Source organism: Nostoc mirabile CHAB5784, assembly GCF_020829645.1.
In the GTDB taxonomy this organism is placed as follows: domain Bacteria; phylum Cyanobacteriota; class Cyanobacteriia; order Cyanobacteriales; family Nostocaceae; genus Nostoc; species Nostoc mirabile.
In genome coordinates, this window is record NZ_JAIVFS010000007.1 from 33,884 (window position 1) to 46,429 (window position 12,546).

The 12,546-nt window shown below is 43.2% G+C and carries 10 protein-coding genes and 2 pseudogenes; 4 read left to right on the top strand and 8 right to left on the bottom strand.

The features are described 5' to 3' along the window. Positions 1–160: 160 nt before the first annotated feature. Both LC653_RS07240 and LC653_RS07245 read right to left on the bottom strand, forming a co-directional pair. Positions 161–2,170 carry an ABC1 kinase family protein gene (locus LC653_RS07240; protein ID WP_229493726.1) on the bottom strand — a complete coding sequence of 670 codons (2,010 nt, stop codon included), beginning with the start codon at positions 2,168–2,170 and terminating at the stop codon, positions 161–163. Between the two features lie 30 nt (positions 2,171–2,200). Continuing rightward, positions 2,201–2,515 (bottom strand): hypothetical protein, encoded by a 315-nt coding sequence (locus LC653_RS07245; RefSeq protein WP_229493728.1) that lies wholly within the window; start codon positions 2,513–2,515, stop codon positions 2,201–2,203. A 146-nt stretch (positions 2,516–2,661) separates the two neighbouring features. Between LC653_RS07245 and recN the strand changes: the two genes are divergently transcribed. Next, positions 2,662–4,410: a DNA repair protein RecN gene (gene recN / locus LC653_RS07250; RefSeq protein WP_229493730.1), complete on the top strand. Its 1,749-nt coding sequence runs from the start codon at positions 2,662–2,664 to the stop codon at positions 4,408–4,410. Positions 4,411–5,018: 608 nt separating this feature from the next. Beyond that, positions 5,019–5,411 (top strand): hypothetical protein, encoded by a 393-nt coding sequence (locus LC653_RS07255; protein ID WP_229493732.1) that lies wholly within the window; start codon positions 5,019–5,021, stop codon positions 5,409–5,411. Between the two features lie 662 nt (positions 5,412–6,073). On the opposite strand, the pseudogene LC653_RS07260 reads toward LC653_RS07255, so the two are convergent. The 5 genes and pseudogenes from LC653_RS07260 to LC653_RS07280 form a co-directional block, all read right to left on the bottom strand. Beyond that, positions 6,074–6,622 (bottom strand): annotated as a pseudogene (locus LC653_RS07260) (MFS transporter); the annotation flags it as partial. A gap of 166 nt (positions 6,623–6,788) precedes the next feature. Further along, positions 6,789–7,529, bottom strand: a pseudogene (locus LC653_RS07265) (MFS transporter); the annotation flags it as partial. Next, positions 7,495–7,968, bottom strand: a complete 474-nt coding sequence (locus LC653_RS07270; protein ID WP_229493734.1) for a MarR family winged helix-turn-helix transcriptional regulator — start codon at positions 7,966–7,968, stop codon at positions 7,495–7,497. The pseudogene LC653_RS07265 and the gene LC653_RS07270, both read right to left, overlap by 35 nt. A 19-nt stretch (positions 7,969–7,987) precedes the next feature. Continuing rightward, a complete protein-coding gene (locus LC653_RS07275; protein WP_229493736.1) occupies positions 7,988–8,842 on the bottom strand; it encodes an ABC transporter permease in 855 nt (284 codons plus the stop codon). Then, positions 8,799–9,650, bottom strand: coding sequence for an ABC transporter ATP-binding protein (locus tag LC653_RS07280; protein ID WP_229493737.1), 852 nt, complete (start codon positions 9,648–9,650; stop codon positions 8,799–8,801). Before LC653_RS07280 ends, LC653_RS07275 begins: the two co-directional genes overlap by 44 nt. A 208-nt stretch (positions 9,651–9,858) precedes the next feature. Between LC653_RS07280 and LC653_RS07285 the strand changes: the two genes are divergently transcribed. Continuing rightward, positions 9,859–10,443, top strand: a complete 585-nt coding sequence (locus LC653_RS07285; RefSeq protein WP_229493738.1) for a hypothetical protein — start codon at positions 9,859–9,861, stop codon at positions 10,441–10,443. Between the two features lie 85 nt (positions 10,444–10,528). After that, entirely contained in the window at positions 10,529–11,320 is a 792-nt protein-coding gene (locus LC653_RS07290) for an SDR family NAD(P)-dependent oxidoreductase (protein WP_229493740.1), read from the top strand. 134 nt (positions 11,321–11,454) lie between these two features. On the opposite strand, the gene radC is transcribed toward LC653_RS07290, so the two are convergent. Then, positions 11,455–12,186, bottom strand: coding sequence for a RadC family protein (radC, locus tag LC653_RS07295; protein ID WP_229493741.1), 732 nt, complete (start codon positions 12,184–12,186; stop codon positions 11,455–11,457). Positions 12,187–12,546 lie beyond the last annotated feature (360 nt).

A 12,546-nucleotide genomic window follows, 5' to 3' on the forward strand; every position in this document is an offset into this window, starting at 1 on the left:
ATCGTACTATATGTAAATACATATAGTAAATCAGTTCTATCGCTTGGCGACGAGATAATCAATCGAAAATCTTGTCTAACTTCCTCAACGTGGTCAGAGAAGTTTCCCGTAGGTAGCTTCACTAGTGCTGAGTGCATACTTAAAAAACTCCTAACTCTGACTAAGATGCCAATAATTGCCGAATTAATCTGGCTACAGCTTTTTGCGTGAAGCGGTTGGCAATTTGTTGACCCAAACGCTGTACATCTGAATTTACCAATAACTGGGCAATTTTGGGCGCAAGTTCCATTGGATCAAAGCCTCGTGTTTCTCGAAGAATACCTAATATCCGTTTGATATGCTCCAAGGTTTGTTGTTGCTCAACTGTCGCCGCCGGAGTTTCATTAACTGCTGTCAACCCAACGCGTTCCCGCAGCAAATAGGTGAAGTTATGCAAAACATTTTTACCTAAAGCATCGAGTCCATTAACAGATTCATCTACTAGCTTGTCACGAATGAAAGCACCACGTTCAGATGACAGAAATTCTATCCCCTGATTCAGCACTAAATTAAAGTCGTAGTCTTGACTATTACGCGCATTTTTTAACAAGTTTTCTAAGCGATTCCAGCGAAATCTGCCATCTTTAAAGAGCAAATCTTGCAATGATGCTCTTAATTGCGGTGCTGGATCGGTTAACAGGCGTTTAGAAACGTAGGGATAAGCTTCACTGAGAACTTTAAAGTTGGGATCTATATATATTGCAATACCTTCCAGCGTCACAAGGGAGCGAATAATTAAGGCGTAGTAGGGCGGTACGCGGAAAGGATACTCATACATCAAAGCCGATAGTTCATCGGTGATGCTTTTAATGTTAAGTTCGGCAACGCTGGCTCCTTGGGCATCAGCAAAGACTCTGGCAAAAGCTGGGATAATTGGTGTTAAATCGGTTTCTGGTGATAAGAAATCTAACTTAACATAGTCTTTTGCTAATCCTTCAAAGTCGCGGTTGACGACGTGGACGATCGCTTCAATTAAACCATAACGTTGTGCTGGCTTAATCTCGCTCATCATCCCAAAGTCAAGATAAGCTAATTTGCCATCGGTTGTCGCTAACAAATTACCAGGGTGGGGATCTGCATGGAAAAATCCATGTTCTAGCAGCTGGCGCAAGGAACACTGCACACCCACTTCAATTAAGTAACGAGCATTTATACCTTGGGCGCTAATTTCTTCTGTCTGCGTTAATTTAGTGCCGTTAATCCACTCCATCGTCAAGACGCGGCGATTGGTGTATTCCCAGTAAATTTTCGGTACATATACGTCTTTCATGTGACCGTATAACTCGAAAAATCGCTCCGCATTTTCACCTTCGTGGATGTAATCCATCTCTTCAAAAATGCGATCACCTAATTCATCGAGAATCCCAACTAAGTCACTTCTTACCCGTTTGACCTTTTTCTGCACCCAAGCGGCGAGGTTACGCAAGATATACAAGTCAATGGTAATCCCCTCTCTTAAGTCAGGGCGTTGAACTTTAACAGCGACTTCTTCACCAGTTTTTAGTTTACCTTTATACACTTGCCCCAATGAAGCCGCAGCAATTGGATGGGCCGAGAGTTCGGCGTAAACCTCTTCTGGACGTGCGCCTAGTTCTTCTTTAATAAACTGGTAAGCAATTTCGTTAGGAAAAGGCGGTAATTGGTCTTGTAGTTTAGTTAATTCTTCTAGGTATACGGGAGGAACCAGATCCGGTCTGGTGGATAAAGCTTGTCCAATTTTGATGTAAGCAGGCCCCAGTTTAGTCAGCAATACTCGTAGCTGGGTAGCTCGGCGGCGGTCATTTTTGACGACAATTCCCCGTTTACTATCCGACCACAACCCAAAAACAAAGGATAGAACTGGCCCCAACACGGCGAAAATCCGCCGTAGAACTTGCACTTTTCTGTTTTGGTAATGCGCTGCTATGCCCACGGGATCGTAAAGCGTCTCAGGTTGGGCTATTGTCCTCACCTTTTGGGCTGCTAAGAGCCTTGGCGATGTCTGCGACGGGCTATGCCTACGCACAACTAAGCTTGATGTACCATCTTCTGGCACTACATCAATAAAGTCCAGTTCGCCTCGGCGATTTGTGCCGTTGCGACTGTCCTCCTGAATCGGTCGGGAACTAGGGGGAAGTGTCTTAACAATCATGAAGAATGGCCACCAGTCAGAACGATCACATTAAGTATTGTAACAATATGTTGAGGGATTGGGGATTGGGGATTGGGGAATAGGAAGTTCTAAGGTCGAAGTTCCGAGTTCTAAGGTCGAAGTTCCGAGTTCTAAGGTCGAAGTTCCGAGTTCTAAGGTCGAAGTTCCGAGTTCTAAGGTCGAAGTTCCGAGTTCTAAGGTCGAAGTTCCGAGTTCAAAGGTCGAAGTTCCGAGTTCAGAGGTCGAAGTTCCGAGTTCAAAAGTCGAAGTTCCGAGTTCAGAGGTCGAAGTTCCGAGTTCAGAGGTCGAAATAATAATCTTTTCTCCCCAGTCCCCAGTCCCCAATCCCCAGTCCCCAGTCCCCAGTGGTCTGCTACACTTGGATGGGCATACTAGTTCAGTAGTAGGTATTGCTAGTTGCTAAAAGATGAGACTTATTATCTTGTAAGTTGGAAGTATTTGGCATCTGCCCTCATGGAGAATTTGGCTTGATGTTGCTTTGCCTGCGAATTGAAAACTTTGCCCTAATTGACCAACTGGAATTGGAATTTGGCGCGGGATTAAATGTTTTAACAGGTGAAACCGGCGCTGGAAAATCGATTATCTTGGATGCCATTGATGCCGCTTTGGGCGGTAAAGTCTCTAGTCGAGTCATTCGCACGGGGACAAGTCGGGCGATGGTAGAAGCTACTTTCACCTCAAACGCCCCCCTAGCCGCTTGGTTAACTGAACAAGAAATAGATTTGCTTGATGAAAATTCCGTAGTCATTAGCCGAGAAATCACAGCTACTGCTAGTAATATCCGCAGTCGATCGCGGGTGAATGGCGTGTTGGTTAATCGGCAGATTATGGGAGGAATGCGCGATCGCTTGGTGGAAATCACAGCCCAAGGTCAAACTGTACAAGTGGGACAATCTGCCCAAGTCCGCGATTGGTTGGATTTATATGGCGGTGACTCTCTGATGCAACAGCGTCATAAAGTCGCCACTAGCTTCAGTGCTTACCAACAGGCGCATTTAGCACTTGAAAAACGCCGGACATCAGAACGGGAACGGTTGCAACAACTCGACTTGCTCACTTATCAAGTGCAAGAACTGGGAGCAGCCAATCTCAGCGAAGCTAATGAATTGGAACAGTTGGGACAAGAACGGGAACGCCTAAATCATGTCGTCGATTTGCAACAGATGAGTTACAAGGTTTATCAGGCTTTGTATCAAAACGATAATGAAACTCCCGCCGCCGCAGATTTATTGGGAGACAGTGAGGCAACATTAAATGACATGGTGGATTATGATACCCAACTACAACCCTTATTAGAATTGGTGAGGGACGCGCAAGCTGCGGTAATGGAAGTGGGAAGGCAGATTAATGCTTATGGGGATGGTTTGGAAGCCGATCCGCACCGATTGGAAGAGGTGGAAGAACGAATTCAGGAATTGAAGCAAATTTGCCGCAAGTATGGGCCGACACTTACAGAAGCGATCGCCTATTACCAACGTATCCAAGGGGAATTAGCCCAACTTAACGACAGCGAACAATCTATCGAAAGTCTAGAACAGCAAGAAAAGGCGTGTTTTGAGAAACTCACCCAAACAAGTAATCAGTTAACTCAATTGCGGAGTAAGGCGGCTGCTAATTTAGAATCACGTTTGATCGCTGAACTCAAGCCCCTAGCGATGGAAAAGGTAAAGTTTCTGGTTGAGATAGTGCCTGCTCCCCCAACTGCTATGGGAGCAGATAAAATTACCTTTATGTTTAGTTCCAACCCTGGAGAACCACTGCAACCTTTAACGGAAGTTGCCTCTGGCGGGGAAATGAGCCGCTTTTTACTGGCGCTGAAAGCTTGTTTTTCTCAGGTTGATGCGGCTGGGACAATGGTTTTTGATGAAATTGATGTTGGGGTTTCCGGAAGAGTCGCCCAAGCGATCGCTGAAAAATTACACCAGCTAAGTCAACGCAACCAAGTATTATGTGTTACTCACCAGCCTTTAGTTGCGGCAATGGCCGATCGCCATTTCCGCGTAGATAAACAAACTATCAATCAAGGCAAAGGTAAAAAAGCCAACAATGACAACGCCGATCAGCGTACCGTTGTCAGAGTTACTACCTTGGAGAATTTAAATACTCGCCGGGAAGAACTAGCACAGTTAGCTGGTGGTAAATCTGCAAGTGACGCGATCGCTTTTGCCGAATCTCTGTTATTACAAGCTGCTAACCATCGTCAAAAAATTAAAAATTAAAGATAAATTTACACTTTGGTGCTTTACAGACTCTGCCCTAACGCACCCTACATATACCTAGATTTTTTTCACATTATCAAATCAGACGTAGGTTGGGTGGAGCGGAGCGCAACCCAACATATATCAGGATGTTGGGTTACGCAAAGCCTCCACCCAACCTACATTTTTTTTGCAACATTTTAGCCTTGTCACGCCACTACATATACCTAGATTTTTTCACGTAATCAAATCAAGATTGCTCTAGGAGTAATCTGCTCATTGCTATTTTTTACTCATGATGCCCATTTGTCAAGTCCGATTTATACCAATTTAGATGATCTTACCCTTCAAATTGCATTAGTAAAAGTATCTAAAGATTTGGCACAAGCATCTAAAGATTTTTCATTGTAAAAATAAGTTAATTTTTTTATATTTATTGGCATAACCAGCGTTAATTGCAGGTTTCTTTTAATCAGTAATTTTCATAAAAACACTCTGTAATTTAGTCAGAAAATATCAATATTAGTAATTAAAAAAACAATAATAAAGCTACAAATGAAGCTTAATTGTGCTTTTTTGACATTTATAAATGAAGCAAAATTTATGTCCCAATAGGAGGATTAACTCTAATGGCATCTAATACAAATTCTGTTCCTGGTAACCCCGTTAATAGTGGTGGTCAGGCTAGCAACCCCAGCGATCCTTTCGCACCTGGAGGAGCTTTTGGCATCCCAACGGCTGAGAGCTTCGATTTTGATAAGTATGGAATTCCAAAAGAAGGCAGCTTCGATTCCGCTAAGTATGGAATTCCACAAGAAGGCAGCTTCGACTTTGCTAAGTATGGAATTCCACAAGAAGGCAGCTTTAGTTTGGGTAGCTCTGGCATCCCAACGGCTGGCAACTTCGACTTTGCTAAGTATGGAATTCCACAAGAAGGCAGCTTCGACTTTGCTAAGTATGGAATTCCACAAGGAGGCAATATACCATTTGGTACTGGTGACGGCGGTTTCCCAATTGCTTAGTACCAATTGCATAACTTTAAAGGCGAATTTAAGTTAGAAATTATCCCAAAATTCTGGGTTTGTCTACCTTCTAATTACGCGATGTGCGATCGCTAAACCAAAATCCCACCTGATGCAAAAGCTAACATGTTCTGATTGTTATATCTTGCTGGGGTGGGACAGATATTATTTATGGAATAAATGGTAGTAGCTATGACTTTATCATCTGATACTACCATTTTCCTTTTTACAGCAGTTTGCAAGTAACTGAGGTACAAAATCAGGGCTATTTCATTCTCATCTAGCCCGCCTCAGAATGAATTCTGAGTCTAATAGCACTCATTCGTCTAAAGACGACTGAGAAAAGGTTATAGTCCGTTAAAACGGACTTTAGTTAAAAGCCTGTGAACTTTAGTTCCGGGCGGTTTATGTCTAGAATGAAATAGTCCTGGGTACAAAATGCAGGAATTAAAATCAGACATAATTCTAGGACTTACGCACTGTACAAATGCATCGTGATGTGCATTACCTAAAATGGGAAGTTTTCAGGCTTTTCTTAATTATCCTGCGATTGTAAATAGACGATGCTATAGGGCCACAGCAATGCTGTGCCCTTACGAAAGATATGGTTTTTAACCTTAATCCATATTTGGTATTTCTTGTCAATGCGTAAGTCCTAAATTCTATTTATACTCCTGCAAAGCCCCTAACTTACGAATTCCTGGCCAAATCATTGCGGTAGCTATCACCACTACAATTGTGCCAATTCCACCACCCACAACGGAAATCACTGGGCCAAATAAAGCCGCAGTTAAGCCTGACTCAAAGCCTCCTAGTTCATTCGATGCACTAATAAACACGCTATTAATAGCAGCAACCCGACCACGCAAATGATCCGGTGTTCTGATTTGAACTAATGTATGACGAATCACAACGCTAATACTATCTAGGGCGCCACCAAGAGTCAGCATCAACATAGACAGCCAAAAGGAACGAGAAAGTCCAAAGATAATTGTTACAACTCCAAAGCCAACCACTGACCATAATAAGGACGGCCCAGCTTTGCGTAACGGTGGTAAATACGCCAGGGTAATCGCCATAGTCAAAGCACCGACGGAGTGCGCTGCTTGTAGATATCCCAACTCAACTGGCCCCACATGTAAAATATCTTTGGCAAAAATTGGGAGGAGCGCGATCGCACCACCCAACAATACAGCAAACATATCCAATGTAACTGACTTTTCACGGTAAGTCCTCAAGCCCCAAAAAAACGTGACTTTTTCCACAGGCTAATTCTCAATAGCTTTAAGTTAATGAAAATAGCTAACGAAAAAATCAGGGCTTGGAAAACCCTCAAAATGGGCTTTTCCACATACCGTGAAAAGTCAGATCCAATGTAATCGCTGCTAAAATCAACTGATTCTGCCAAACAAATTTAGCACCAGCTGCAAGTGCTTTGAGTGAGATTGGCTCGGTTGAGCGAATACTTTTTTGCTCTTTGATCGCCAGCGTTAAAATAAAACACAGTAAAGCTGCGATCGCTGCTAATACATAAACTCCTGTAGCACTTCCTAATAGCGCAATCCCAAATCCTCCGAAGGCTGGGCCGATAACTGCGGCTAACTGAAAGCTACTACTATTCCAGGTGGCTGCATTCGTAAACGCACTGACAGGTATTAATTGCCACATCAAAGCATCACTGGCAGGTTTGAGGAATGCCCTAGCGACACCTGTTAATACCAAGCAGGCGTAAATTAGAAAAATTGCCCCTTGAGTATAAGAAAGTACCCCTAAAGCTAGGGAGCAGAGGGCTAGCAACATTACCGAGAGTAACATGGTCACTTTGCGTAGGCGCAGCCCGCCGTAGGCATCGCGGCGATCGGCAACATCTCCAGCAATTAAGGTGAGAATAATCATCGGTAGGACTTGCGCCAGTCCCACACCACCTAAAGCGATCGCTGAGTTAGTCCGCTCATAGAGTTCCCAGCCAATCGCTACAGTTTGCATTTGCGACCCCACGAAGAGCACCAGCCGTCCAATGGTAAATAGCCGATAGTCTCGAAACTTAAAGGCTGCAAAGGGATCGTGTTGTGCAACCTCAAAGTTATGGGGCTTTGAGTTCTGTTTTCTCGAAGACATTTTTTAGTAGAGTTAAGCCTTCTTCAATGTTGGAAATTTGGTCTTCTGTAAGACCTTTCAGCAGATCAGTAATATGAGCGCGAGTTTGATCTTGGGATTGTTTGAGATGATGTTTTCCATCTTCAGTTAAATTGAGCAGCACCCGCCGCCGCTCTTGAGGATGAGCAATCCGTTTCACAAAGTCGCGTTGTACCAAACGTTCTATGGTTGCTGATGCCGTGGCAGAGGTGACACCTAAATGCTCTGCTAAGTCAGATAATGAAGCACCAGGATTGCGGTTGATAAATGCTAGCGATCGCAATTGAGGTATAGATAAAAAAGCGGCACTATGGGCACGCATATCCGCTCGGATAAACCGCATCACTAATGGAACTGTTTCCATTACTCTAGCGGCACATTCTTCGGAAGTTGCACCTTGATTAGGTTTATCCAAGGTCATGGGCTTGTTGTTCTCCTAGTTACATGGCCACCCGTGGATAAAGTTTTCCACCAAGGATGGCCAAAATTATTAATGTTAATAAGAGAATTGTACAATCCAGACCAAAGCCATAGACGCTAGTGCCGTTTAACAGCATGGTGCTGCGTAAGCCATCAACCTCATAAGTCAAGGGATTTAAATGGGAAATGAACTTTAACCAATTGGGCATCAACGAGATCGGATATATGGCATTGCTAGCAAAAAATAACGGCATGGTTAACAATTGTCCAATACCCGTCATCCTTTCTCGGCTTTTCACCAAACAGCCAATAATTAATGAAAAAATGCAAAAGGAACCCGCCCCCAGCATGACTATCACTAATACTTGGAGAATAGCTAGGGGATGAAGATTTAGTTTGACACCTAATAAAAATGACAATCCGTAAATGAATATTACCTGAGATAAGCACCGTACCCCACATGCTAAACCTTTGCCCAACACCATCGCTACACGGGGTGTAGGACTAGCTAAAAATTTATGTACAATCCCTAAATCTCGCTCCCAGATTAGCGTCATCCCACCACTAAAAATTGCCACAAACAAAATACTCTGAGCCAAGATGCCAGCAGAAATGAAGTCTAAATAGGGTAAGTTGCCTGTTGGAATCGCGCGAGTCCGGGAGAAAACTTGCCCAAATATCAGCAGCCATAATGCTGGTTGCACAGCTCGAACTATTAAATCAGTGGGATCGTGGCGGAGTTTACGCACTTCCAATTCAGCGATCGCCAGGGTTTTCGTAACTAGCTCTTTAATTGCAGAGATCAAATTTACTCGGACAGTGGGTGGTGATTTAACCCAACCGTTGAGCAGTACGTCTGGTTCTTGCTGTGTCACGGTAGTTCACTCCTGATGTTAACTGGTCGCCTGTATAGTGAATAAAGACATCATCCAAAGTTGCATTTGGGTTATCTAAAGAAGCTTTTAAATCGCTTGGTGTACCTGTAGTAACGACTTCACCTTGCTGCATAATCGCCACTCGGTTACATAAGCTATCCGCTTCTTCTAAAAAGTGGGTTGTTAAAAATATAGTTGTGCCGTAATCAGCACAGAATTGTAGTACAAGCTGCCATACTTGAGTTCGAGCGATGGGATCTAGTCCGACAGTCGGCTCATCAAGAAACAAAATTTGGGGTTGATGTAGAACTGATATGCCAATTTCCAGTTTGCGGATCATCCCACCAGAGTAGTTTCGTACCAAGCGTTTCGCCGCATCTTGCAAACCCATGTATTCTAGAATTTCATAGATGCGGCGATCGCGTCCTTTGGCAGGTATTCCATACAGCTTGGCGAAGATTAAGAGATTTTCGTAACCCGTGAGACTACCATCAGCAGACAGCGCCTGGGGTACATAGCCGATAGCTCGTCTTACAGGATTAGATTGACGAGCCACATCATAGCCAGCTAAGGTTGCTTTCCCTGCACTGATAGGCAGTAAGGTTGTCAACATTTTAATAACTGTACTTTTCCCTGCTCCATTAGGGCCAAGCAGTCCAAATACTTCGCCCTGTTCCACAGATATGCTCAGGTTATTAACTGCGGTTAACTTCCCAAAACGGCGTGTGAGTCCCTGAGTTTCCAAAATCAACAGTTTTGGTTCTTCTTGAGGTTGCGATCGATTTATTTTTCCCGTCAGTATTGTCACAAGTTTGATGCACCTGCATTATTTAGTTAAGCTAACTATTAGCTTCTCAATAGAATTGTCTGAAGTCAATAGACTTCTGGCATAAATTTGAATCAGAGTAAAAGGAAACTCAGTAGAGTGGCGGCGAAGTTATTGATGGGCGAAGTATCACTGACAAATTAAGTGCAAAGACTTGCTAAGATAACCAATAGGTGAGGAAATGTTCAGAATGCCTACTGCTGCCCAGCTAGAGAGCAATGTCGAGTTAAAAGACCTGGACAAGAAATTTTATCAACTGGAAACTAGGGTTGCTTTGCGTGGTCTTCCTATTCCTATATACGAGCAAGCGATCGCTCATTATTGCCCAATCACACAAGAGTTAACAAGAACGGATAAACCCGTTCCTCTGTTTACAGCCTTTTTAATCCCAAAAAACTCAGTCAGTGATGATAATGTCTGTAGATATGCCCTGCGTTTAGCACTGCATTCCTTCACAAAACAAGAGACGAATTGGTTGCGTGAGAGTCATCTCGACCAAGTACCCCTGTGGTCTGACTATCTAATTACTGATGTTGCCGCAACAGATAGCACATATGACGCTCAATACAGTTGGAATTCCGATGAAAAAGAGCCAGTAACGCAGTCAAATCCGACTTCAGAATCTAGTTCAGGTGTATATGTTGCATACGTATCTCTACCCAAACGTGGACAAAAAGTCTTAGGAACAAAAGCGGCAGTTGCTTGGAAATTTCTCGATGGCAATAAATCTGATGAGCAAAACCTTACTGTGAAAGGATTTTCGATTTTACTCTAGCGAGGGTGATTAAAGAACGTTAAGTTACTAATGACTAATAACTAATGATTCATTTTTATTTCAAGCAGTTAAGAGAGGAAAATTTATGCAGAGTAATCGCAGACAAACGGCTCTTATTACTGGTGCATCTGGCGGCATCGGTTATGAATTCGCTAAGTTATTTGCTCAGGATGGTTACAATCTTGTGTTGGTAGCTAGAAGCGTAGAAAAGCTGAATAAAATCGCCGATGAATTTAAAAATAAATTTGGCATTGATGTTAAAGTTATTTCCAAGGATTTATCTAACCCATCAGCCCCAGAAGAGATTTTTACTGAGCTAGAACAAGCATCTATCAAAGTTGATGTGCTAGTAAACAATGCTGGGTTTGCTACCTACGGATTATTTAACGAAATTGACCTGAATGCTGAACTGCAATTGCTACAGGTTAATATTTTATGTCTCACACATTTAACCAAGTTATTCCTCAAGGGTATGGTTAAGCGGGGGTCTGGAAAAATATTAAACGTGGCCTCCACTGCTGCTTTTCAACCAGGGCCGCTGATGGCAGTATACTACGCTAGTAAAGCTTATGTATTGTCGTTCTCAGAAGCGATCGCTAATGAATTAGAAGGTACAGGTGTCTCTGTGACGGCGCTTTGTCCAGGCCCAACAGAATCTGGTTTTCAACAAAGAGCCGCGATGGAAGACTCAAAGCTGGTAAGCGGTCAAAAAATTATGACTGCGGAAACAGTAGCCCAAATCGGCTATCGTGGTCTATTGGAAAACAAAACTGTTGTTGTTCCTGGAATTAAAAATAAGCTACTCGCTGAATCTGTAAGATTTACTCCCAGAAAGCTAGTGACTAAACTAGTTAGAAACATGCAGGAAAGCAAATAAGTTGTAACATAGCAATCCTAAATCAAACGTGCAGAAACAAGATCCCCAACAACTTTTACGAAGTCGGGGATCTGCGGGTTGCAATTCTCACAAGTCTTTAATTACGAATTACGAATTACGAATTACGAATTATCTTAATCCCCCTGCGGATGCTCATCCCACAAGGTTGTCAGTTCCCGTAAACTCTGATGATTGCCATTACCCAAAATCAGATGATCTAGTACCGGAATGCCCAAAAGCTGCGCCCCTGTTAGCAACTGACGCGTCAATTCTATATCTTCCTGGCTAGGTTCAAGGTTGCCAGAAGGATGGTTGTGGGCAACTATTACCCGCGTTGCACCTTGACGAATAACTTCCCGAAAAATATCACGGGGAGAGGCTAGGGTTTCGGTTGCTGTGCCAATGGTAATTACTTGCGTACCTAATAAGCGATTCTTAACATCTAATAGCACTACTGCAAAACGTTCTTGTATCTGCCACATCAAATCTTGACTGAGGGTAGCAGCCGCAGCAAGTGGACTATCAATTAATGTGCCGTCATTAGGCCGAGATTGAAAGGCGCGTTTACCCAGTTCAATTGCTGCTAAGATACTTGTCGCCTTTGCCGGGCCAACACCAGAAATTTGCATCAACTCAGCAGGGCTAACTTCTCGCATAACTGCCAAAGGATCGCGTTGGTGTTTGCCTAATTCGCTCAAGATATATTGTCCCAAACCCACAGCAGACAGTTTTCCTGGCCCTTGACCGGTGCCTAGAAGAATTGCGATTAATTCGGCTGTAGCTAAAATTTTGGCACCATGCGTCATTAATCGCTCACGCGGACGCTCATTTGTAGGTAGGTCGGCAATTCTGAGGCAATAGGTCATAAAAAACTCAGAGAATAGCATCAAAGATAGAACTATCCTTAGTTATCCCTTGTTTGCTCTCAAAATCATCTTTATTTGAGAAAATCTTTAATTTAGGACTTACGCATTGACAAGAAATACCAAATATAAAGCAAGTTAAAAACCATATCTTTCGTAAGGGCACAGCAATGCTCATAGGTGTCAACTTAACGTAAAAGCTATGTCCCGCAAGGAACTGAACTTCCTTGGCTTTTAGCGGAAGTCTTCTGTTGATGACTAAATATAGCCAAAAATCTTTAGTCTACTTCAGTAGACTTTAGCTATCAGCCTTGAACTTTAGTTCGAGGCGGGTGAGGAAGCTTTCAGTTAAGCTACTTTTAG

What these genes read in the sequence shown, in the direction of transcription:
- recN (WP_229493730.1), top strand. Translation starts at nt 2,662, where the DNA reads ATGTTGCTTTGCCTGCGAATTGAAAACTTTGCCCTAATTGACCAACTG.
- radC (WP_229493741.1), bottom strand. Translation starts at nt 12,186, where the DNA reads ATGACCTATTGCCTCAGAATTGCCGACCTACCTACAAATGAGCGTCCG.
- LC653_RS07240 (WP_229493726.1), bottom strand. Translation starts at nt 2,170, where the DNA reads ATGATTGTTAAGACACTTCCCCCTAGTTCCCGACCGATTCAGGAGGAC.
- LC653_RS07285 (WP_229493738.1), top strand. Translation starts at nt 9,859, where the DNA reads ATGCCTACTGCTGCCCAGCTAGAGAGCAATGTCGAGTTAAAAGACCTG.
- LC653_RS07290 (WP_229493740.1), top strand. Translation starts at nt 10,529, where the DNA reads ATGCAGAGTAATCGCAGACAAACGGCTCTTATTACTGGTGCATCTGGC.
- LC653_RS07255 (WP_229493732.1), top strand. Translation starts at nt 5,019, where the DNA reads ATGGCATCTAATACAAATTCTGTTCCTGGTAACCCCGTTAATAGTGGT.
- LC653_RS07270 (WP_229493734.1), bottom strand. Translation starts at nt 7,968, where the DNA reads ATGACCTTGGATAAACCTAATCAAGGTGCAACTTCCGAAGAATGTGCC.